This window comes from Hanstruepera ponticola (assembly GCF_002940745.1).
GTDB classification, from domain to species: Bacteria; Bacteroidota; Bacteroidia; order Flavobacteriales; family Flavobacteriaceae; genus Hanstruepera; species Hanstruepera ponticola.
On record NZ_POTB01000001.1, the window covers coordinates 898678 to 921631 of the forward strand.

Sequence of the window (22954 nt, forward strand, 5' to 3'; positions counted from 1 at the left end):
TGTTTTTACCTGTTCCAGCTATATGAATACATATTTCCATTATACGCTTTTCAACATTTTATTGATCCTAAACTGTAGTTTTAGTTTTGCACAGAACCAAGAAATTGTGGTTATGGGTTCATTGGTTGAAGAAGAAAGTAATCAACCCATGCCCTATGCTACCATTGCAATTTATAACGCATCCTCAAAGTCCATTATATCAGGAACTACAACAGATGACTTTGGTAAATTCGAAACTACAATCCCTAATAAAGACGTGTATTTTGAAATTAGTTTTATGGGTTACGAAACCAAAACCATTTCTACATTTTCGGTTGCAGATGGCACTGCGAATTTAGGGACAATAACATTGGCTCCAGATAGTCAAGCGCTTGATGAAGTGGTGTTAACTGGTGAAGTTTCAAAAACAGTTTTTAAATTAGATAAACGTGTTTTTAATGTTGGAAAAGACATAAGCAGTACTGGTGTTAGTGCCCTTGAGGTTTTAAACAATGTACCTTCGGTTAATGTAAGTATTGAAGGCGAAGTTAGTCTGCGTGGCAGTGGTGGTGTACAAATTTTAATAAATGGTAAACCGTCTATATTGGCTGATCAATCAGGGAATGCACTAGGCACTATAACAGCCGACATGATTGAAAGCATTGAAGTTATTACTAATCCATCAGCGAAATATGAAGCTTCGGGTACTTCTGGAATACTCAATATCATTTTAAAAAAGGAAGAAAAGCAAGGCTGGAATGGTTCTATATCTGCCAATACCGGAATACCTGACAATCACAGTATTGGTGGCAGTATCAATCGTAGGACTGAAAAATTCAACCTATTCACACAATTTGGTGCAGGATATCGCTCCTTGCCAAGAGACAATGAAGCCATTAACTATAATCTTATTAATGATGAAACAGTATTTAGCAATGGAGAAGAATTTAGAAATGAAACCTTTTTCAATATCACACTAGGGACCGATTATCATTTAAATGAATACAATGTATTTACACTATCCGGGAATTTTGCCTATGAAATTGAAGACCAGCCCTCTGAAACTAATTTTAGTTTTTTTGAGGGTAATAATTTAATTTCCCGCTGGGTGCGTGAAGAGACTACCGAAGCCACAAACCCGAAATGGCAATACGAATTTAACTGGAAAAAAACCTTTCAGAACAATGAAGACCATTCGTTTCAGTTAAGTGCTTTGGGAAGCTTTTTTGGGAAAGACCAATCGTCACTATTTACAGACACAACTATTGAAGGCGAAGACCAAAATAGCAATCAGCGTACCGCTACCGAATTTCAACAAGCCGATTATACGTTTAAAGCAGATTACGTAAATCCAATTAATGAACTATTCACCATAGAAACCGGTTTACAATATGTTATAAATGACGTAGGTAACGATTTTGAAGTTGAAGATTTAATAAATGGTTCTTATGTCATCAATGAAAACTTAACTAATAATTTTGAATGGAATCAAAAAGTATTAGGTGTTTATGCTACAGGTGCTTATGAAAATGACACTTGGGGTTTAAAACTAGGTCTGCGTATTGAAAATACAGACCTCAACACGTTACTCACTAATACCAATGAAGCCAATGCGCAAAACTTCACCAATTTGTTCCCTTCGTTTCATACCTCGTATAAAGTGAGTGAAGGTTTTTCGCTTCAAGCCGGTTATTCCAGACGTATTTTTAGACCACGATTATGGGACCTAAATCCGTTTTTTAACATTAGGAACAATTTTAATGTAAGAGTAGGTAATCCAAACCTACAGCCAGAATTCACAGATTCTTATGAGTTAACCAGTATATACAAAATTGGTAAAGCCTCGTTAAGTTCCAGTCTATACCATAGATACACAACAGATGTTGTTGAGCGTGTTTCGTATTCTGAAGATAACGTCGTGATAACACGGCCTGAAAATATTGGAACAAACGCCACTATTGGTTTTGAAACCAACGGAAAATATAGTCCCACAAAATGGTTGACTTTAACTGGCGATTTTAACTTCAATTATTTTGACCGAAAGGGAACTTTTGAAGACCAAATTTTTGATTTTACCGGTAATCAGTGGTCAACCCGATTGGGTTCTAAAATAGGGTTTCCAGCAGATATTGATTTAGAATTAACAGGAAATTATCAATCGGGATTTGAAACCGTACAAGGTGAACAAAGTGGTTACGCTTTTCTGGATTTAGGACTTCGTAAAAAAATATTTAAAGGAAAAATTGTAGCAAATTTAGGTATAAGAGATCTTTTTGCCTCTCGAATTGATGAACGTTTTGTAACACAACCGACTTTTGAAACTTATAACTACAGTTTGCGCGGACGCTTTGTTACTTTTGGTATCAGTTATGGCTTTGGTAAAGGTGAAGCTATGACTTATTCTGGCAGAAGACGTTGATGCCTATATAATTTTTCAGAGCTTATTGACGTATTGCTTGGCCATCTCAAATTCCAACATCATGTCTTCTATAATTTGAGCTGCTGGTTTAATGTCGTGAATTAATCCAGCTATTTGACCAATTTCTAATTCACCATCGTCTAAATCACCTTCAAACATTCCCCTTTTTGCTCGTGCTCTTCCTAATAACTCTTTTAATTGCTCAATTGAAGGAGCCGTTTTATACAATTCTTGAACCTCATTAAAGAATTTATTTTTGACCAATCTAACTGGAGCTAATTCTTTTAATGTCAATTGGGTATCGCCTTCTTTGGCATTTACAACCACTTGCTTAAATGCTTGATGCGCTGAACTCTCTTGGCTTGCCACAAATCGACTTCCAACCTGAACAGCATCGGCTCCCAATACCATAGCTGCCAACATAGCTTGTCCTGTCGCTATTCCTCCAGCTGCTATTAAAGGAATTTCTAAATGTTCTTTTACCATAGGTATTAAAGTCAATGTTGTTGTTTCATCACGACCATTATGCCCACCAGCTTCAAAACCTTCAGCCACAACTGCATTAACACCGGCTTCTTGTGCTTTTAAAGCAAACTTCACACTACTAACAACATGCACAACTATAATACCCTTTTCTTGTAACCATGTGGTCCATGTTTTTGGATTACCGGCAGACGTGAAGACAATTTTCACATCTTCTTCAACAATAATATCCATGATTTCCTGAATATTTGGATACAGCATGGGCACATTCACACCAAAAGGCTTATCAGTTGCTTGCTTACATTTTTGAATATGTTCCCGCAACACATCGGGATACATGCTTCCTGCCCCTATCAAACCCAAAGCACCTGCATTACTAGCTGCCGAAGCCAAGCGCCAGCCTGAATTCCATATCATACCAGCTTGAATGATTGGATATTGTATATTGAAGAGTTCGGTAATTCTATTTTGCATATTATTGATTTTATGGAAGTTTTCTCGACTACACTTCGAGTTGCCTTAATGACCACGCTCGAATTGACATGTTCAAAAGTAAGAAAATGAATTTAGATTCCTGCCTTCGCAGGAATGACAAAATTTAAGAAATGACACCCGAACCAATTAGTTCGTCGTCTTGGTACCAGGCAGCAAATTGCCCTTCAGTTATAGCCGATTGCGGCTCATTAAATTCTACATAAAGACCACTTTCCACTTTATGCAATATGGCTTGTTGCAAGGGCTGTCTGTATCGTATTCGTGCTTGAACAGACATTGTTTCACCGGCTTGTAAAGCCAAATCTTCACGTATCCAATGTAGTTCGTTATTTGAAATAAATAGGGCTGATTTATACAATCCAGGATGTGATTTTCCTTGACCGGTATAAATAACATTTTCTTTCACGTCCGTATCTATTACAAATAATGGCTCGACCGTACCTCCTACCGCTAGTCCTTTGCGCTGACCTTTAGTATAGAAATGTGCACCTTGATGCTTGCCTACAACTTTGCCATCAGTCATAGCATACTTTAATTTTCGAGATTTAAACTCCAATTCCTTTACTTTAGAATCGAAATTATTGATCTGCTCATTATAATTGACATTCGTTTCAGGTACCTCAACAATGACGCCCTCTTTTGGCTTAAGTTGTTGCTGTAAGAAATCAGGCAGCCTAACTTTTCCAATAAAACAAAGTCCTTGTGAATCTTTTTTATCTGCCGTGACCAAGTCTAATTTAGCAGCTATTTCCCGAACTTCAGGTTTTGTCAACTCGCCAATTGGGAACAGTGCTTTTGCTAATTGTTGTTGTGACAACTGACATAAAAAATACGACTGATCCTTATTGGTATCAACTCCTGATAGCAATTGATAAATGGAATCGCCATTTTTTTCAATGACGCCTTTTCTACAATAATGCCCCGTTGCTACATAATCTGCACCAAGATCAAGGGCGATTTTCATAAAGACATCAAACTTGATTTCGCGATTACAAAGCACATCAGGATTTGGAGTTCTCCCGCTTTCGTATTCTTTAAACATATAGTCTACAATACGCTCTTTGTACTGTTCACTTAAATCTACAGTTTGAAAAGGAATACTCAATTTATCGGCTACTAACATGGCATCGTTACTATCGTCTAGCCAAGGACATTCATCAGAAATAGTTACGGAATCATCGTGCCAATTCTTCATAAATAGCCCTATAACCTCATACCCTTGTTCTTTTAAAAGATATGCGGCTACGCTAGAATCTACACCTCCAGAAAGGCCTACTATAACTCGTTTTTGCTTTTTCATAATTAGGGTGCAAATATACGGAAATACCTGAATATTTAATTCTATTTAACTGGTTCTTAATACTTCTCAAATTTACTAAATACTCAATCAAAATGACTGCCTTGTTATATTTTGATTTTAATATAAACAACTAATATTCAAATATTTAAATGATTATTTAGAAGTTTAACTTTAAACCATTTTGAATTAAGAACATTAATATCTATATTGTCATCACTTATGTTTAGGTAACTCTCCATTTTGATTGATTAATAGCTTACAATATTAAAATGTATATACCTAAATAAACAAAGCTCCTTAAGTCTTTAAGGAGCTTTTGTATTTATACTGTTTCAGGTTCTATTTCTTTTTGTAAGGATTTTTACTTCTTACCGTAAAATCTTTTTCCTCACTTAATTTGCCATCTTCATAGTATTTCCAAATACCATGTTTTTTATCATTTCTATAAACACCTTCAGCTACCATGGTTCCTGACTTATCATAAAATTTAGCTTGTCCATGCAGTTCACCCATATTATAAATATACTCCTTAATCAACACACCCTCTTCTGTGTACCACAGAGCCTTTCCATGTAACTTATTGTCTTTGTACATTGACTGTTCAGCTATTTGACCATTTGGGTAATAAACAAAACGCTCTCCTTCCAACATACCTCTGGAATTATAATGCTCTAGAGTCATGAGTTGTTTGCTCTTGTTATGGTAATATTTCCAAGGACCAATATATGTACGCCCTCGCATTAATCCTTCACTTATTACCTGACCTTCGGAGGTGTAAAATTTCACTTCTGCCAAATCATCGTTCTCATGGAACTGTCTGGTAGCAGTTAAAACAGGTTTTCCTTTGACATTTTTATAAAACTTAAAAAGACCAATTTCTTTACCATGTGAAAATTCACCTTCATATCTAACGACTTGTGTCCCTTCAAAGTTTTTTTTCCACTTACCATGACGATTACCATCGCTATCAAACTGATTCAAAGATTGACTCATTAAGGTTCCGGATAGTAAAACCATTACGCATAACACAAACTGTTTCATATAATCTATTTTCATTTTATACTTGTGTAACGAATTTATTCAAGATTTGTTATAACAAAAAAGCTGCCAAAACTGGCAGCTTATTTTTTATTTTCGTTGTTGATTCTTTTTTTGCTGCTCTGCCTGCTCCATCATTTCTGCCATTTTCTTTTGAAACTTATTCTGCTTTTTAGGTTTCTTTTTATTTTCTTGAATCCTAGCATGAATCTTATCTTCATCAATGATGTAGTTTTTAATTACTAACATAATTCCAATGGTAATAAGGTTAGAAACAAAGTAATACAAACTTAATCCAGATGCATAATTATTAAAGAAAAACAACATCATGATTGGTGAAAAGTAAATCATATACTTCATCATTTTACCCATATCAGGCATGCCTTCTTGCGTTGGCTGTGAGGCCATTTGTTGTCCAGTGGTCATGCGCATGTAAAAGAATATGGCCAATGATGCCAAAATTGGAAACAAACTCACGTGGTCACCATAAAACGGAATATTGAACGGTAGTTTGGCAATGGTATCATATGATGATAAATCTTCGGCCCAAAGGAAACTTTTTTGTCTTAAATCAAATGCTGATGGAAAAAACTGAAACAGTGCATAGAAAACCGGAAGCTGCATTAATGCAGGTAAACAACCAGCCATTGGACTGGCACCAGCTTTGCTATACAACGCCATGGTTTCCTGTTGTTTTTTCATTGGGTTGTCTTTGTACTTCTCACTAATCTCTGTGATTTCAGGTTTTAACACCTTCATTTTTGCTTGAGACACATAAGACTTATAGGTTACTGGCGACATAACTATACGTACTAAAATAGTCATGACTATAATAGCAATACCATATGGCAAGAAGCCACTTAAAAAACCAAACAACGGAATAAATACATAACGGTTTATCCAACCAAAGATTCCCCATCCTAATGGAACGACTTCGTCCAGGTTTCTGTCATAACCATTTAGTATTTTATAATCGCTAGGACCATAATACCAATTCATGCTCTTTTTAATTTCGCCACCTTGCAATTCCAGAGGCATTTTTGTGGCAAATGCTTTGGTATAAACGGTATCAATTTCTTCGTCTTGAACCAAGTTTCTAGATTCCAGACTAGCGGTTTTAAAAGGCGAATCGGCTAGAAGGATTGAGGTGAAAAAATGTTGTTTGTATGCCACATACGTCACATCTGATGCGGTATCATCTGTTAGTTCTTGTTGCCCGAGATAATCGTCTTTACCACCTTCGTATTCAAAAACCACTTCGGTGTATCTGTTTTCATACGAAATACTCTTGGCATGACGTATGGCTTTTAAGTCCCAGTTTAAGTTAACCTCTTGTGAGCTATTGAAAACATCACTTAAGCCTTGCGAGCGTATGGTGAAGTCCATCATATAATCGTCAGGCTTCAACTCATAACGATATTCTAAATATTGTTGAGGAGACACCTTTAATTTCATGGAAACGACCGTGTTGTCTCCATTTTTGGTTATAGTAGGCTCAAAATATAGATCTTGAGTGTTTAGAATGCGGCTATCTGTTGTGCCAAAATTGATATTAAATTGCGCGTTACCATCTTGGATGATATAGATTGGAGCTTCGTTATAATCTACAAACTCTTTTAGTTTAATTTCAGAAATATAACCACCCTTATTACTGAACTTTATAGCCAACAGATCTGTTTCAACTAATGTTTCATTGGCCTTGGCTGATGGTAATGATGCGGAATAAGCAAAGGCTCCTAATTTATTATTTAGAGCCACCATTTGAGCCGAGTCTTGAACGGCTGCAGCCGAATAGTCTTCGGTGGTGGTGACTTTAGTGTCTTTTTGTTCTGCTGCTTTCTTTTCTGCTTCTACTTGCTCTTGTTTGGCTTTTTCTTGTTCAGCCAGTTCTTCAGGAGTTGGTTGATTAGTATACATCATGTACACTAATATTCCGAAAATAAGAACGAATCCAATAATCGAATTTAAATCAAATTTCTTTTCTTCCATATTTCTATATTTCTCCAATTGGTTTTGGAGCTACGTTGGGTTTACAAAAAGCTTTCCAATATTATTTTTGTGCCATACTGACACCTTTTTGCTTGTTTTTATGTTTTAAAGCTGCCTTGACGAATGCCACAAATAACGGATGTGGACTGGAAACGGTACTTTTATATTCTGGGTGATACTGTACGCCTACAAACCACGGATGCTCTGGTATTTCAATAATTTCAACTAATTGTGTATCTGGATTAATTCCAGTTGCAATCATACCTGCTTGCTCAATATCTGATTTGTATTTATTATTGAATTCGTAGCGATGTCTGTGACGCTCCATAATGGTATTGGCCTGATAGACTTTGTGTACAATACTATTTGGTTTTAAATCGCATGACCACGCTCCTAGTCTCATAGTCCCGCCTTTGTCTGTAATATCTTTTTGTGATGCCATTAAATCTATAACCGGATTGGCTGCTTTGGCTTCCATTTCGGTTGAGTTGGCATCTTTTAGGTTTAATACATTTCTGGCATATTCAATTACTGCCATTTGCATGCCTAAACAGATACCAAAGAAAGGCATATTGTTTTCACGCACATACTTTACCGCATCTATTTTACCTTCTATACCTCGCTCTCCAAAACCTGGAGCTACTAAAATACCATTGAGGTGTGATAGCTTGACGGCAATATTATCTTCGTTTAAATATTCTGAATGAATGGGTTCTACGTTTACTTTTACTTCATTTTCTGCACCGGCATGAATGAAGGCTTCTAATATAGATTTGTAGGAATCTTGTAGCTCAACATACTTCCCGATTAGTCCAATGGTTACTTCGGTTACGGGATTTTTATGGCGCTTTAAAAACTGATTCCACTGCGTGAGGTCTGGTGTGGCACTTTCTAGTCCTAATTTTTTAAGGACTACTTTATCTAAACCTTGTTTTAACATGAGGTTTGGCACATCGTAAATGGTTGATGCATCAATAGATTGTATAACGGCTTCTTCACGTACATTACAGAAAAGCGCTAACTTGCTACGTAAGTCTTCTGGCAGCTCATGTTCTGTACGGCAAACTAACACATCGGCCTGTACACCGCTTTCCATTAAGGTTTTTACACTGTGTTGGGTTGGTTTTGTTTTAAGTTCGCCAGCTGCTGATAGGTATGGTATTAAGGTTAGGTGAATGACTATGGCATTGTGTTCTCCTAAATCCCATTTTAACTGACGTACGGCTTCAATGTATGGTAGTGACTCAATATCACCTACGGTTCCACCTATTTCGGTAATGACGATATCGAACTCACCAGACTTACCTAGTATTTGTACGCGTTCTTTAATTTCATCTGTGATGTGTGGAATAACTTGTACGGTTTTCCCGAGAAACTCACCACGACGCTCTTTTTCAATAACGCTTTGGTATATGCGTCCTGTGGTTACGTTATTAGCTTGGCTTGTAGGCACGTTTAAAAAACGTTCGTAGTGACCAAGGTCCAGGTCTGTTTCGGCACCATCATCGGTGACGTAGCATTCGCCATGCTCGTAAGGGTTTAGGGTTCCTGGGTCTACATTGATGTAGGGGTCCAGTTTTTGAATGGTGGTGCGGTATCCTTGAGCTTGCAGGAGTTTGGCCAGAGAGGCAGCAATAATGCCTTTTCCTAATGAGGAGGTTACGCCCCCAGTTACAAAGATGTATTTAGTAGTCGTTGTCATGTTGCGTTGTTAAACGCAGGCAAATTTACAAAATTAAATTAGGTATTTAGGCATGTGATGCGGGTTAAAAACGTGATTTTTTTTAGGCTTGATTTTGAGGGTTTTTATGGGTTGGAAACGGGATTGGCTTTGAAATTGTAAGAATTTTCGATAGCTGACCCGAAGGAAACCCGAAGGAGACCCGAAGTAAACCCGAAGGAGACCGCAAGGAGCACCAAGGGAAAACGCTTTAAAATGTGTTTTTTGTAGGAATTTTCACGGCTTGACCTGAAGGAGACCTGAAGGAGACCTTAAGGAGACCTTAAGGAGACCTGAATAAAACCTGACGAAGACCTTAAGGAAAATTGACCAAAATTTACCCCTAAAATCTACGTACAAGTACGTATGGTTTAAGTGGGTAAAAATGATTAGATTTGGGTAGCGGTATAAACTCACTAGTAAACATATATGCCTTATTTGGGTGCAAAAGCACATTTTTTTGGTATATATATAATACATATAACACTACTAGTAGTGTTATACATACGTTGTGTTTAATTGTTAATAACTAACTAATCAATAAAATAAATACTATGAATGATTCAAACACAGGTTACATTTTAACAGAAATATGGAATGCACGGCCTTCTTGGACTAACCTAACTTCTGAGCAAAGAACAAAATATTTTGAAGAAAAAATAAATCCATTATTAATGGGAATGATTGGAAAAGGTGCTGAAATACTGGGCTGTGCAATTAATGATAATACTGGAAATGAGCGAATGGATTATCAATTTATGGCTGTGTGGAAATTGCCGAATAAGGAATTTTCAGATGAATTGGAAAAAGCTGCCAAAGAAGCTGGATTTCTTGACTATTTCGACCAAATTAACTTTAGCGGAAAATTAATTCCCCCACCTGTCCTAAATGAAAATATGATCAACATTTAGAGCTGAAAAAAAATAAACTAAACCCAACACCGTGTATAGCTCATTGCGGCTGAATTCCTAATCGGAAATTCAATCTTATTAATTATCTTTCGTTTACGGCGGAAAAGTCCATTGGACATTTTCCGCAACGAGCCATATACAAGACCGTTGTACTTCATTTTCCCTCACTCGCACGGAATTAAATATTTATTCTAACTTTAGAGAAATATCTACCCAATGATAAAATTCTTTAGAAAAATTAGACAGAACTTACTTTCGGAAGGTAAAACAGGAAAGTACTTCAAATATGCATTAGGAGAAATTATCCTAGTAGTTATAGGAATTCTAATCGCTCTTCAAATTAATTTAAAAAGTCAAGAAAAAACCAATCGAAACAATATTGAAAATATCTTAAAAAGTGTATTTACAAATCTGAAAAATGATATATCACATCCTATCAACACATATATCTATGGGTTTAACATCAAAGATTCGATTGGTAACTTGATATTAAATAAAACCATAACGCCAGCCGATTATAAAAATACAAATCCACAGTTTGGAGGAAGCATTGCATATCATTTAACTTATGAATTTGAACCTTTTCAATTTCAAAGACAAGCCTATGATCGCTTAATGGCTAATATTGAAAATATTCCTGAAGATTATATTCCAATAGTTAATTTACTACAAGATGTTTATAGTAAGGAAGTACCTGTGGTAAATGAAGTGGCTTTAGAATTGAAAAAATTTATTGATGAAATTGAAGATAAATACCAAAACAAATATGAATGGTACTCGAACGCGGACAGTACACACTTTTCACAAAAAGTAGCTTATATGATGAGTGATCCATTATACCTTAATGATGTTAAGCGACATCAAAAGATAGCTGACCATTTAAAAAGACATTTGATTGCACTAAAAATGCAAATTTCAATTGCCTATAGCAGAATCTATAATCAGTTTAATTACAACCATCCTTTTCCAGATAGCATGGAACAATTTTATTTTCCTACACAAGAGGAATTAGAGGAATATGTGGGAGTTTATGGTAATAATAAAGGTAGTAACATTACATTAAGAGCAAATGATTACTATCTTTTTGACGGTGACAACTTTAAGTTAGTAAAAGCAAATAACAAATTCGTACCAGTAACAAATCCAAGTGATGCTTATATAGAATTTGTGCGTAATGAAGGTGGCATTGTTAACGCACTTACCATTAATAGAATTAGAGATAATGACACACTTACAACAGTGCACAATAAAATCAAATAACGAAAGCACAACATTGGCTATAAGCAATTGCTTGTTCTCGCCTACTTCTGAAAATTTGCTACGCACAGTTCGCACTACGTGCTCGTGTCTCGCGGATTTTTGCTACGCACAGTTCACTTCGTTCGTGTCTATTCGGTTTGTATTTGCTAAATTAGTTGCTTAAACACGCCACTAATCATACACAAAACCGTTGTACGCAAGCTTGAAAATAAATTCTGTTTTATTGATTCTTCTCATATTAAACATAGATGACGTAATAATGTCATAAACATGACGACATCAATGTCCACACTACTGTTTTACTTTTGTTTCAAACATTTAATCATAGTTATATTAATGGAAACAGAATTAGACATCAATCAAAAATCAACAGTTTATCGAGCTTTTCAACTCGCCAAAATTCCAATAATAATTGCATTTATTTTAACACCAATTCGCTTCTTACTTGAACTAATTGGATTACCTAATAGTGCTATTTTTATTATTGGATTGCTTTGGCTAACATTAGCATTTGCAATTTATTGGGGAACAAAGTTATATAATACAAAACATGCCTATCTTTTACTATTGTTGAGTTTGATAATTTATTCACCAATTTCAAGGTTTCCAGTTGCGTTGTTTTGGTGGATTGACACTAATTGGGAAATAGGCACACATTATGGATTATATTTTAATAATTTTGGACAAGCTCTATTAAATCATATAGGTTATGGATCTCTGGTACAAATCATACCTGGATTTATATTAGGCTCAATAACAATTGCATTTATGAGTAATAGAAAAAATGAGATACAAAAAACTAATACTTTAGAAGATGAATAAGAATCTCTTAGGACTAAGAATAAAAGAATTAAGAAAACAAAAAGGGATGTCTCAAGAGTTTCTTTCTAATGAATCAGGACTGAGTTTGAGAACTATTCAACGAATTGAAAATGGAGAGACAAATCCAACTGGTGAATCTCTCAAACGATTATCAAATGCATTGAATGTAAATCCTGATGAATTAATTGATTGGTCTATTAAAGAAGACAAAAGATATTTGACGTTTCTAAATCTTTCAGCCCTAACTTTTCTATTCTTTCCTCTACTTGGAATTTTAATACCATTCATACTATGGACATCACGAAAAGGAAAAATCAAAAGCATCAATAAATTAGGAAAAGATCTAATCAATTTTGAGATAACCTGGACATTACTTCTATTTTTTATTCCTTTTTTATGGTTTCTCTTTTCAAAAATTGGAATATTAGAAAGTTTTACTTTAAGAAGGATATTCCTTATTATTGGGGTTATGTACATCATCAATTTAATTTTCATATTACTAAATACATTAAGAATTAGTAATGGAAATGATATAATTTACAATCCCAAATTTAAATTTTTAAGATAAAATCCAGCGTACAACAAGGTGTATAATTCATTGCTGGTAATACCCTACTTACGAAAGTCCGTGAGGACTTTCTATCTGTGTTTTATTTGCTAAATTTAGTGCTTAAACACGCAACGAAATCATACACAATCACGTTGGCATTAATGCTGAAAAGTGACAATTTGCCAAAAAGTGAATTTGTAAATTATTTGTTTAAATATGTATAGTACACGCAACCTTTAAGCTGATTAAGCATCTTACTAATATAAAAGATGAAATAAATTATGAAAAAAATAATTCCCTTTCTGTCAATTGTATTAATGTTACTTTTTATAAGCTGTGATAGCGATGATAATATTGATAATTCTGAAAATCAAAATTCAATAGATGTTTATGTGTCGGGTAGTATGAACGGAAACGCTTGTTACTATAAAAACGATGAATTGGTTTTGCTGGACAACAACGGCTTGAGCAGTACTTATGCCAGCAAAATTTTTGTAAACAATAATATTTACACTTTCGGAGGAGGTTATGATGGCCCACAACAACAATCTACCTTCTCTAACTTGCTTTGGACAAACGGAATAGTGACCGATTTAAATGTTGCTTACAGCGATTCAGATTTTGAACTTTTTCTGATTTCCGATTTTTACGTCTATAATGATGATGTTTATTTTGTAGGATATTTAAGAAACATCTCTAATCCTTCTCAAATTGATATGGTATATTGGAAAAATGGTGTCAAAACCACCATTATTCAAAACACCACTTATGATGGTAATAGTCCTTCCCTAATAGTAAGCAATGATGATGTGTATGTCTATTTAAAAAATGCAAATAATGAATATGAAATTTTTATAAACAACATTTTTTATCCAATAAGTCAAAATTACGGAGCAGTTAGAATGGCAACAAAGAACAGCGAAGTATATATCTTTGGGCAAATATTATCCTCTTCAGATGGGTTCTATTATAACATTAACACTGGCGTCGAAACAATCACACCTTTCTTTGTTAATCGTTTAGTCGTTGATAATGATGATATTTATACTTTGGCGCTTTACAGTGGTGGTAGTTTCCTTGAAAAAATTCTAAAAAACAATAATTTATACTATCAAACGCCAGCAGAATTCATTGTTGATGATTTTTTTGTAATTGATAACACTCTTTACTCAATTGAACGTAATTTAGACAATGGTCCACAAATAGTATTTGCTAATAATTTACCTATTGTGACACTGAATAACCCAACAAGTTATTCAGATAGCTTCCTTGGGGATATTTATGTTGTTCAAAATTAATCTCAACAAATTGGTATTTAGTAAAAGAACAACAGTTTGCACTAATGCCAACAACGTGTATAGCTCATTGCGGCTGAATTCCTAATCGGAATTCAACGCTTATTCGCTATCTTTGGGTTACGGCGGAAAATCATAACTGATTTTCCGCAACGAGCCATACACAAAACCGTTACCTACAATTTAAAAAATGGACATTCTTAAACCGACTTGGAAAGTATCAGAAAAAGAGATTTTGACTAATTTCTCTTTCCTGCAATCTGAATTCGGATTTCCGAAATTCAAGAAAAAGTGGATTAAAGATGAATATTATATAACAACTCAAAAAGCTGATATAGAATTCTCAACTCTGATTTTTAAATTTGACTCAAGCGCACCAATTATCGGAATTACAAATCATTCGGAACCGATTGAATTTAATCACCAAATATATCCAACGAATTTTTATTGGATTCATAATCTCGATGAAACTGGCGGATTGAAAATGATGACGGAAAATGGACGAGACTTTGTTGAAATTTATATAACTGAATGTGCTGAATTATTAAAAGCTAATCCCAAAATATTAAGCGGAATAACAACTGATTTTAAACGGAATAAAAAACTGTAGGTAACACCGTGTATAAATAATTGCTATTTTAGGCTTAAATAAAGGTAGTTGCGTATTTGCTACATCTGAATTTCCTTCGGAAATTCCTCGCACGCAAACCCGCAACTATCCATACACAAACACGTTACCCAACATTTGAAACTGAATGAAAACGAAGAAAATTAGAGGACATAATCGAATTTGGAAAGACATTGAAAAATGGAAAAATGCTAATCTGAAACTTGATTTAGAAAACCTAAAACATAGAGAAAGAGATTATGTTAAAATTTGGGTTCATCCATTTAGTGGAATCTCATTAACCAATAGCCAAAATCCTGAACCAAGAGGAGAAACTAAAGAACGAATTCTAAACGGACTTTTTGATATTTATGAGAATTGGAAAAATCAACTTGACGAATTGAATGAGCCTTATTATTTGAAAATATGGCTTTTTGAGTCAAGTTTCTCGAAATCACAAGTTGTTTGTGCAATCGGGAACTCAATTGATTTTTATAATACAACTTTTAATAGTCCCGAAAATGTAGAAGAATTTAAAACTGACTTTGTTGGAATCAAAAAAAAGCGGATTGAAAACTTTAATTGGGAACATAAACTTGACGAGGATTTTATGTTTAGTACAGACATTGGAAATCCAGAAGATTACGAAAACGAAAAAGAATATTTAGAAGATAAAAAATGGTTTAACGATAGATTAAAGAAAAAACACACTAGAAAAACTTTGAATGACGGAACAGAAACTTATGCTTTTGAATTAGGAAAAGTATGGATTGGAGAAAATAAAAACGTTGGGTAACAACGTGTATAATTAATGGCTGGTTCTCGCCTACTTACGAAAATCCTCGCGGATTTTCTATTCGGTTTTTATTTACTAAATTAGGTTCTTGAACACGCCACTAATCATACACACGAACGTTGTACTTCATTATCTCTCACACGAGTTAAATAATTGTTCTACCTTTCAAGAAACAACTAATCAATGATAAAATTCTTTCGAAAAATTAGACAAAATTTACTTTCAGAGGGAAAAACTGGAAAGTATCTCAAATATGCCATTGGAGAAATTATTCTTGTTGTTATTGGGATTTTGATTGCATTGCAAATCAATAATTTTAATCAGAAAAGTCAAGAAAAAGACCAATTAGAAGCATCGCTTATGCTAATGCAATTAAATTTGAAAGAAGACATTAATGAAATAGAAAAACAGATTCTTTATAACCAATCTGTTCTTGAAGCAGTTGACTATACTTTTCAAATCATCTCAAAACAAACAGAAAGTAAAAACATATCATACCAAAAAATCGGAGATATTGCACGTGAAAAAGCCTATTATTCTGTTTCCACGGCATTAAAATCTATGGAGTCAGGCGGGCATTTTAAATGGATTCAGGATAATAAATTGAAAGAATTAATTTACAAATATTACTCTTTTAGTGAAAGATTTTCAAAAATAATAGAAATTAATAATCAGTTTGCTAGAGAAGAAATAGAAGGATTCGCTTATAGGAGTTGGGATTTGAATAATTTTATGACTGGAGTAAATCCTTACGGTAAAGATAGAATTCCTAGAATAAATAATAGAAACGTGATTTTAGAAAGCGTAGAATTTGAGAATATTTTACTTGGAAGACAGCTTAAAACAAAAGCAGAAATAAACTGGGCAAATGATGCTAAAGAAAGTGCGCAAGAATTATACGATGAAATTGAGAGCTATTTCTATTAGTCCAATAAATAACGAAAGCACAACACCGTGTATAATTAATTGCTTTGGCAAGTGCTTATTTGGAAAATTCCTTCGGAATTTTCTCGCGTTCGTTTTTGTTTACTAAATTAGTTGCTTAACCACGCAACTAACCATACACAAAACCGTTGTACGCAAGCTAAAAAAATAAACTATACCTGAAAAATAAACTATACCTGAATGAAACTTACATACTTTCTTTTCTTATTATTTGCCTCATTATTATTTAACAGTTGCGACAATGATGAATCTGCATCACCTGTAATTGGAATAATCTCACCTAATGAAAATGAAACCTTCTTTGTTGGAAGCAACATTACAATTCAGATAAATGCAAATGACCCTGATGGCATCATCGAAAGGATTGTGATAGAAGTAAATGACCAACAAATAAATGAATTTGATTTTGAACCTTATAGCTATGTATGGTCTACAGATGGGTACCCTGAAGGTATTCAAAATATCAAAGCTACTGCATTTGACAATGATGGTTTATCAAGTTCTACATCAATACAAATAACATTGGATGTGGAAAATCCTCAAATTGCAACCCTTCCAATTTCTTTTATCGGAACAACTTATATTCAAAGTGGTATAGAAATTGAATCAAACGGAAATCCTTCTATCGTACAGTCAGGATTATGTTGGAATCAAACTGGGAATCCCACTATAGATGATAATCTTGTAGGTGCGAGCATAGAAGGAAACCCAATTATTATATCTGGTCTTGAGGTGGATACTGAATACCATGTTAGAGCATTCGCTGATAATGGCATTTCAATAACATACGGCGAAACAATGACAGCAACCACATTAAGCACCTATATTAGTGATACAGGTTCCATAGTAGATTCCAGAGACGGAAACACATACAATTGGGTGCAAATTGGCAACCAAAAGTGGTTTGCTCAAAATTTAATGTACGAAGGTGAAGGGCCTAATTTTAATTATATTGAAACACCTTATGGTTTTATTTATCGAGGAGAAGGCGCAATTTGCCCTAATGGCTGGCACATACCAACAGAAGATGAATGGAACGAGTTGATTGATTTTGTTGGTGGTCCAGAAATTGCCGGTGGTGTCTTAAAAGAATCTGGAATAGAGAATTGGGAGTCGCCAAATACAGGTGCAAATAATACAGCTGGTTTTTCTGCTCTTCCTACAGGATTTGCTCTTAGAGGTCCTGCGGAGGAATGGGAATTTGTTGAACTACAAAATGAATATAAATCGACTGCATTTATTATGAGTGATGCCGTTCGGCGCCTTGGTTTGACATGGAACTCGGAAAGTACAAATCTACCTTATTATGGTAATGGAGAATATCTGGCAGCTTGCCGATGTATTGAAGATTAGTGAATTTAAGAAAATTAACACAAAAGCCAGCGTACAACAATGGCTATAAGTAATTGCTTGTTCTCGCCTACTTTGGAAATTCCTGCGGAATTCCCAACTTGGTATGTACTTGCAAAGTTAAGTGCTAAACCACGCAACTACTCATAGCCGAGACCGTTGTGCTCAATTAAAAATTCGAAAAAATGAAAAACCAATCATTATCATTAGTAATCTTCCTTCTCATTTTCACCTATAATGTAACTGCTCAAAATAAAAAAAATGATTATCGTGCGATCAGCAAAGAAATAATAATAAGAATAGATGAAGATTCCATCGCTGCTTTTGGCATGTTAGCAGCCGGTAAAGAGAAAAAAGAAACTATTATTCTTCTGCATGGACTTCCAGGAAATGAAAAGAACCTTGATTTAGCTCAAGAATTAAGAAGAAATGGTAGAAATGTAATTTATTTTAATTACCGTGGTTCTTGGGGAAGTCAAGGGGAGTTCATGTACTCTAATTGTTTGGAAGACGCAACTAAAGTAATAGACTTTTTCTCTACTCCAGAAAATTCTGAAAAATACAAGATTAAATTAAACTCGTTTATTTTATTTGGTCATAGTTTAGGCGGTGGAATAGCCTTATTAAAAGGAGCCCGAGATAAAAGGGTTAAAAAGATCGTTGTTTGTTCTCCAAACCCAATTGGAACTTTATCTCAGGAGTTAATGGACTGGGTTTATAATTATATAAAGACCGCATTTATGTTAAATATAAATCCAGATAAATTTTATAATGAATTAATTGTAAATAAAAATTCTTATAATCCGTTAATCTATAAGAATGAATTATCCCAAAAAGATGTGTTGATTTTTGACGAAGATTTGAGAAATAAAGAATGGGTTGATCAATTAGACAATGTTGAGTATCTTATATGGGAAACTGACCATTCATTTTCTGATAAAAGACTTGAATTAATAGAAAAAGTTAATGAATGGATAAATAACTAAGCACAACAACGGCTATGATTCAGCGTGGTGATAGTGCAAAAACCAAAAGTAAAACATATATTTAATCTGATTTCTCTGCGGAATAGTCCTGCGGACGATTCCATGCCGAAATCATAGCCCAACCGTTGTGCTTCATTATGAATAACCGCTAACTAATGATAAAATTCTTTCGAAAAATACGATACGACCTTATGGAGAAAAACAAAACTGGAAAGTATTTTAAATACGCAATTGGAGAAATAATTTTAGTCGTAATTGGGATATTAATTGCTTTACAAATTAATAATTGGAATAATGAAAGACTATCAGCACGAGAAGAAAAATTGCTTTTAGAAAATCTAAAAGAAGAATATCAAGAAAACTTATTAAACCTAAATGTTGCCATTAAAAAAAGAGAATCGCAAATGAAGGCGCTAAATTCATTATACGATTTTGTAGCTGGCAAATTATCTGTAAATGAGACTAACAAATCAATTGATAGTCTAATAGGTGTTAGTAGATATATTCCAACATATGAATCACGTTCTGGAGCGTTGCAAGAAATCATAAATGGAGGAAAATTAAATATTATTCAAAATAGACAACTCCGAAAATATTTGTCTAATTGGAGCGCAGAGGTTGATGATTTAAGAAAAATTGAAACTGGTGTTTATGACATAATTTTAAATAACTATAACACCTATTTAATCGACAATTACACATTAACATATTCTGATTATTTTATAGCACAAAGTCTATGGAAAGACATACCAATGAAAGAAACCAATTGGAATGGAAAAAAATCAAATAATAAAATAGACATACAAACCATATTAAATGATCCGAAATTTGAAAGTATCCTTTCTTTGGTTAATCTTTGGGCAATAAGTAGTAAAATAAGCGCAAGTGAATTAAAAAATAAAACGGAAATCATAATAGGATTGATAGATGCAGAAATAATTAAATAACGAAAGCACAACAACGGCTATAGTTCATTACGGCTGAAATTCCTAATCGGAATTCATTGCAATTTGCTATCTTTCGGTCACGACGGAAAATCCTCGCGGATTTACCGCAACGAGCCATACACAAAACCGTTGTGCATAATTATGAAGAAACTACTTTTCATTTTAATATTGATGTTTTCAATCCAATCTTTCGCGTGTTCTTGCGAATGTAATTGGGATTGTAGATTCGGAGCAGTTTCTGATAATCAGGAATTCGTAGCACTTATCAAAGTCATTGAATACACGGATTATTTGGAACACCGAAATGAAAAATTCCCTTATTCGATAACAGTTGAAATAATTAAAAAATATAAAGGTTCGGAATCTCGAAAACGAATAAAAATTTGGGGAGATAACGGAATGTTATGTCGACCATATATTGAAGAATTTAAAGTTGGAAAATATTATTTAATTGCACCATCGAAAATCGAATATGACTCGGAACCTGAACAAAAAAATGATTATGACTTGTTCTCTTGCCATACCGACTATTTAGAAGTGGATTATGAAAAGAAAATGGCTTATGGAGATTATTCTTGGTGGCGAAAAGAAATAAGTCTGAAAAATTTTGAGAGTAAACTGAATAAATAACTATGCACAACACAGTATATAAAAAATTGCTGGTGTTGGGCTTAAATAAAGGTCGTTGCTTGTTTTGTTACGTCTGAATTTCCTTCGGAAATTCCTCGCACACAAAACCGCAACTTTCCATATACCAAACCGTTAGGCAACATTTGAAAAAACTGATATTCACATATTTGACTTTTGGAATTTTTACAATTTCCTGCAATTCTCAAACATTGAGAGTTGAAGACAAATTAATGAATTGTATTTACCAAAATTATGAGGATAATGGAACTAAATTCAAAAAAGCACTAACTGAATTTGAGCAATTACTCATAGATGAAAAAATATTAAAAGATAGTAGTGGCGAAAGCTATGTTGCAATTTTTGAGAAAATAGTTGAGGAAAACGATTTTAACTATAATCCATCAAAATCATTTTTGGACAAAATAATTGATATTGGAATGCCACAATCGGAATCCTTTATTAAATGCCAATCGGAATTGAAAGAAAGTGAGTTCATTAAAAGTAATGAATTGCAGAAAGTATTTGATTCACTTAAAGAGTCCGATAACTTTTCACCTTCAACAGTAGCAAAAGGAATTTTAACGGTATTGAATTCCGAGGACTTTGAGCTTGACTATTATAAAATGAGTGTGTTTTTCTTATTTGACACCATTTCTTATGTCAACGATGACGGATTAATTAGGGAACTTCCAGAAATTCAAGAAGACGATACCGAATACGATTTAAGTAAAGCTATAAACATATACATTGATGGAGAAAATCAAATTTTCGTTAATAAAAAGAACGTAAATATCGATGAACTGAAAAATGCCATAAAAGAGTACGAAGAAAAAAGTAAATCGGAATCAATAATAAGTTTAAAAGCAGAAAGGGAAACTATGTATAAAACTTACATTGATGTTCAAAATGCAATCGTTGGTGAAATCAAAAAATTAAGAACTCGACTTGCAAAAGAAAAATATAACAAAGAATTGGATAGCTTGACCAAAGAAGAAATGACTGAAATTAGAAAAGTTTATCCTCAAAAATTAATTGAATAAAATACGTTGCCTAACAACGGCTATAGTTCATTACGGCTGAATGATACTCGCGTACCATTCCGTAACGAAACCATAGCCCAGAACGTTAGCACATTTTCAAAACTGATATCGAATAACTCTTTTTTTTTTAAACTGTAACATTCATAAAACATTCTTGTCTTGTATAGGTAGTTGAAAAAAACTAATCAACAGAATATGTTCTACAGAATTTTATTTATAATTGGAATTAGCTTCCTTTTAATTGGACAAATAATTCTTTCAAAAGGTAATGCGTTTGTCTACAGCCTCGAACCAATTGATTTTGCTCATTGGTCTTTACTTGTTGGTGTTGTCCTACTAATTCCTCAAGTAATCTCATTTCCCAAGAAACCTTTTAGTTACATAGGAATACCTCTAACTATCATCGGAATAACCTGTATAATCGGCATGTGTGTAATTGATTTTATTTTTTGGAGTTTCACAAATGATCAATTACATGATGATTTTACGAACCACATAACTCAAGTCCCATCGATCTGGAAACCGTTTATAACTATTGGACCAAGCTCGAAAGTATTTAATCTCGGATTGTTAATATTAAGTTTAAACTATTGGAAAACTGAAAAGTTGGGTGTCGGAATTTTAATTCTCGCTACTTTGATTTTATGGCATGTTATTCCTACTCCTCATAGATTAATTTTTGGATATTCATTTACGCTTATTGCATTCGGTATTATACTTTTTGGCAAAGACATAAAAACCATGCTAAAACACCGTTTATAATTAATTACTTTGGTGGTTGCTTATTTGGAAAATTCCTTCGGAATTTTCTCGCGTTCGTTTTTGTTTGCTAAATTAGTTGCTTAAACATGTCACAAGGCACACACAAAAGCGTTTGCCAAACATTACGTAAACCTCATGAAAAAAAGAACAATAGCATTATTACTTTTGATTATCGGACTCGCTTTGAGTGTTGCCTTTATCATGAAGATTGAATTTCCCCAAGGATTCGAGTTATATTTTAAAAGAGAATACTATAACCAATATGGTCCATTAGCTATAAGTGTTGAATTGTTATTTGCAAGCTATTATCTATTTATTGGACATAAAAAGACAAATTTCACTTTGGCTCTTTTTGGTTTTACGGCATTGCTAGATCCCTTTTTTAATCAAATAGGGCTTTTCAATAGCATTGTGCCTTTATATGGTACTATAATTTTGGCGATTTGTGCAGTATTGTGTTTATGGTTGGCATTTTCAAACCCATTTAAATTAAAACGTTTATCTCATTTAGCAGCCATATTTAGTGTTGTACTTGGTGTTTTTATTGAGCTTTTCTTTAATTACATATAATGTGTGCTAGGAAATGATGTGTATAATTTGTTGCTTAATTATGGCTTACTCGGAATTTCC

At 33.9% G+C, this 22954-nt stretch carries 21 protein-coding genes; 16 read left to right on the forward strand and 5 right to left on the reverse strand.

Translation table 11 applies throughout. From position 1 onward, the window contains the following. Positions 1 to 22 precede the first annotated feature (22 nt). Complete coding sequence (locus tag C1S72_RS03980) at positions 23 to 2398, forward strand: outer membrane beta-barrel family protein (protein ID WP_104734363.1); 2376 nt, start codon at positions 23 to 25, stop codon at positions 2396 to 2398. 15 nt (positions 2399 to 2413) lie between these two features. Here the strand turns inward: C1S72_RS03980 and C1S72_RS03985 are convergent, their stop codons facing one another. The 5 genes from C1S72_RS03985 to C1S72_RS04005 form a co-directional block, all read right to left on the reverse strand. Then, a complete protein-coding gene (locus C1S72_RS03985) occupies positions 2414 to 3355 on the reverse strand; it encodes an NAD(P)H-dependent flavin oxidoreductase (protein ID WP_104734364.1) in 942 nt (313 codons plus the stop codon). 124 nt (positions 3356 to 3479) lie between these two features. Next, positions 3480 to 4676: a tRNA 2-thiouridine(34) synthase MnmA gene (gene mnmA, locus C1S72_RS03990; RefSeq protein WP_104734365.1), complete on the reverse strand. Its 1197-nt coding sequence runs from the start codon at positions 4674 to 4676 to the stop codon at positions 3480 to 3482. A gap of 339 nt (positions 4677 to 5015) precedes the next feature. After that, a complete protein-coding gene (locus C1S72_RS03995; protein WP_230401576.1) occupies positions 5016 to 5732 on the reverse strand; it encodes a toxin-antitoxin system YwqK family antitoxin in 717 nt (238 codons plus the stop codon). Between the two features lie 72 nt (positions 5733 to 5804). Continuing rightward, complete coding sequence (yidC, locus tag C1S72_RS04000; RefSeq protein ID WP_104735784.1) at positions 5805 to 7703, reverse strand: membrane protein insertase YidC; 1899 nt, start codon at positions 7701 to 7703, stop codon at positions 5805 to 5807. Positions 7704 to 7764: 61 nt separating this feature from the next. Further along, positions 7765 to 9405, reverse strand: coding sequence for a CTP synthase (locus C1S72_RS04005; RefSeq protein ID WP_104734366.1), 1641 nt, complete (start codon positions 9403 to 9405; stop codon positions 7765 to 7767). A gap of 572 nt (positions 9406 to 9977) precedes the next feature. Here C1S72_RS04005 and C1S72_RS04010 point away from each other — a divergent pair. From C1S72_RS04010 to C1S72_RS04080, 15 genes are all read left to right on the forward strand, one after another. Further along, complete coding sequence (locus C1S72_RS04010; RefSeq protein ID WP_104734367.1) at positions 9978 to 10334, forward strand: DUF6616 family protein; 357 nt, start codon at positions 9978 to 9980, stop codon at positions 10332 to 10334. A gap of 216 nt (positions 10335 to 10550) precedes the next feature. After that, positions 10551 to 11594 (forward strand): hypothetical protein, encoded by a 1044-nt coding sequence (locus tag C1S72_RS04015; RefSeq protein WP_104734368.1) that lies wholly within the window; start codon positions 10551 to 10553, stop codon positions 11592 to 11594. Positions 11595 to 11930: 336 nt separating this feature from the next. Beyond that, on the forward strand, positions 11931 to 12416 hold the full coding sequence (locus C1S72_RS04020) for a hypothetical protein (protein WP_104734369.1): 486 nt from the start codon (positions 11931 to 11933) through the stop codon (positions 12414 to 12416). Then, positions 12409 to 12984 (forward strand): helix-turn-helix domain-containing protein, encoded by a 576-nt coding sequence (locus C1S72_RS04025; RefSeq protein WP_104734370.1) that lies wholly within the window; start codon positions 12409 to 12411, stop codon positions 12982 to 12984. The genes C1S72_RS04020 and C1S72_RS04025 overlap by 8 nt, the downstream gene beginning before the upstream one ends. 263 nt (positions 12985 to 13247) lie before the next feature. Next, complete coding sequence (locus tag C1S72_RS04030; protein WP_162919923.1) at positions 13248 to 14264, forward strand: hypothetical protein; 1017 nt, start codon at positions 13248 to 13250, stop codon at positions 14262 to 14264. Between the two features lie 187 nt (positions 14265 to 14451). Next, on the forward strand, positions 14452 to 14871 hold the full coding sequence (locus tag C1S72_RS04035; protein WP_104734372.1) for a hypothetical protein: 420 nt from the start codon (positions 14452 to 14454) through the stop codon (positions 14869 to 14871). Between the two features lie 145 nt (positions 14872 to 15016). Further along, the gene (locus C1S72_RS04040; RefSeq protein ID WP_104734373.1) at positions 15017 to 15664 is read left to right on the forward strand and encodes a hypothetical protein; all 648 of its coding nucleotides are present in this window, start codon (positions 15017 to 15019) and stop codon (positions 15662 to 15664) included. 183 nt (positions 15665 to 15847) lie between these two features. Beyond that, positions 15848 to 16591: a DUF6090 family protein gene (locus tag C1S72_RS04045; protein WP_104734374.1), complete on the forward strand. Its 744-nt coding sequence runs from the start codon at positions 15848 to 15850 to the stop codon at positions 16589 to 16591. 198 nt (positions 16592 to 16789) lie between these two features. After that, entirely contained in the window at positions 16790 to 17962 is a 1173-nt protein-coding gene (locus C1S72_RS04050) for an FISUMP domain-containing protein (RefSeq protein ID WP_104734375.1), read from the forward strand. Positions 17963 to 18144: 182 nt separating this feature from the next. Next, the gene (locus C1S72_RS04055; RefSeq protein WP_104734376.1) at positions 18145 to 18945 is read left to right on the forward strand and encodes an alpha/beta hydrolase; all 801 of its coding nucleotides are present in this window, start codon (positions 18145 to 18147) and stop codon (positions 18943 to 18945) included. Positions 18946 to 19100: 155 nt separating this feature from the next. Continuing rightward, complete coding sequence (locus C1S72_RS04060; protein ID WP_162919880.1) at positions 19101 to 19892, forward strand: DUF6090 family protein; 792 nt, start codon at positions 19101 to 19103, stop codon at positions 19890 to 19892. A gap of 141 nt (positions 19893 to 20033) precedes the next feature. After that, positions 20034 to 20522 (forward strand): hypothetical protein, encoded by a 489-nt coding sequence (locus C1S72_RS04065; protein ID WP_104734378.1) that lies wholly within the window; start codon positions 20034 to 20036, stop codon positions 20520 to 20522. 230 nt (positions 20523 to 20752) lie between these two features. Continuing rightward, a complete protein-coding gene (locus C1S72_RS04070; RefSeq protein WP_162919924.1) occupies positions 20753 to 21562 on the forward strand; it encodes an ExbD/TolR family protein in 810 nt (269 codons plus the stop codon). Positions 21563 to 21757: 195 nt separating this feature from the next. Continuing rightward, positions 21758 to 22324, forward strand: coding sequence for a hypothetical protein (locus C1S72_RS04075; RefSeq protein WP_162919925.1), 567 nt, complete (start codon positions 21758 to 21760; stop codon positions 22322 to 22324). Between the two features lie 135 nt (positions 22325 to 22459). After that, the gene (locus C1S72_RS04080; RefSeq protein ID WP_104734381.1) at positions 22460 to 22894 is read left to right on the forward strand and encodes a hypothetical protein; all 435 of its coding nucleotides are present in this window, start codon (positions 22460 to 22462) and stop codon (positions 22892 to 22894) included. The last annotated feature ends 60 nt before the right edge of the window (positions 22895 to 22954 follow it).

Bases quoted from the DNA above. Each gene is read 5' to 3' on its own strand.
- C1S72_RS04060 (WP_162919880.1), top strand. From the start codon at position 19,101: ATGATAAAATTCTTTCGAAAAATACGATACGACCTTATGGAGAAAAAC.
- C1S72_RS04010 (WP_104734367.1), top strand. From the start codon at position 9,978: ATGAATGATTCAAACACAGGTTACATTTTAACAGAAATATGGAATGCA.
- C1S72_RS04080 (WP_104734381.1), top strand. From the start codon at position 22,460: ATGAAAAAAAGAACAATAGCATTATTACTTTTGATTATCGGACTCGCT.
- C1S72_RS03995 (WP_230401576.1), bottom strand. From the start codon at position 5,732: ATGAAAATAGATTATATGAAACAGTTTGTGTTATGCGTAATGGTTTTA.
- C1S72_RS03985 (WP_104734364.1), bottom strand. From the start codon at position 3,355: ATGCAAAATAGAATTACCGAACTCTTCAATATACAATATCCAATCATT.
- C1S72_RS03980 (WP_104734363.1), top strand. From the start codon at position 23: ATGAATACATATTTCCATTATACGCTTTTCAACATTTTATTGATCCTA.
- C1S72_RS04035 (WP_104734372.1), top strand. From the start codon at position 14,452: ATGGACATTCTTAAACCGACTTGGAAAGTATCAGAAAAAGAGATTTTG.
- C1S72_RS04025 (WP_104734370.1), top strand. From the start codon at position 12,409: ATGAATAAGAATCTCTTAGGACTAAGAATAAAAGAATTAAGAAAACAA.
- C1S72_RS04040 (WP_104734373.1), top strand. From the start codon at position 15,017: ATGAAAACGAAGAAAATTAGAGGACATAATCGAATTTGGAAAGACATT.
- C1S72_RS04005 (WP_104734366.1), bottom strand. From the start codon at position 9,405: ATGACAACGACTACTAAATACATCTTTGTAACTGGGGGCGTAACCTCC.
- C1S72_RS04045 (WP_104734374.1), top strand. From the start codon at position 15,848: ATGATAAAATTCTTTCGAAAAATTAGACAAAATTTACTTTCAGAGGGA.
- C1S72_RS04050 (WP_104734375.1), top strand. From the start codon at position 16,790: ATGAAACTTACATACTTTCTTTTCTTATTATTTGCCTCATTATTATTT.
- C1S72_RS04015 (WP_104734368.1), top strand. From the start codon at position 10,551: ATGATAAAATTCTTTAGAAAAATTAGACAGAACTTACTTTCGGAAGGT.
- C1S72_RS04075 (WP_162919925.1), top strand. From the start codon at position 21,758: ATGTTCTACAGAATTTTATTTATAATTGGAATTAGCTTCCTTTTAATT.
- mnmA (WP_104734365.1), bottom strand. From the start codon at position 4,676: ATGAAAAAGCAAAAACGAGTTATAGTAGGCCTTTCTGGAGGTGTAGAT.
- yidC (WP_104735784.1), bottom strand. From the start codon at position 7,703: ATGGAAGAAAAGAAATTTGATTTAAATTCGATTATTGGATTCGTTCTT.
- C1S72_RS04070 (WP_162919924.1), top strand. From the start codon at position 20,753: ATGAATTGTATTTACCAAAATTATGAGGATAATGGAACTAAATTCAAA.
- C1S72_RS04065 (WP_104734378.1), top strand. From the start codon at position 20,034: ATGAAGAAACTACTTTTCATTTTAATATTGATGTTTTCAATCCAATCT.
- C1S72_RS04020 (WP_104734369.1), top strand. From the start codon at position 11,931: ATGGAAACAGAATTAGACATCAATCAAAAATCAACAGTTTATCGAGCT.
- C1S72_RS04030 (WP_162919923.1), top strand. From the start codon at position 13,248: ATGAAAAAAATAATTCCCTTTCTGTCAATTGTATTAATGTTACTTTTT.
- C1S72_RS04055 (WP_104734376.1), top strand. From the start codon at position 18,145: ATGAAAAACCAATCATTATCATTAGTAATCTTCCTTCTCATTTTCACC.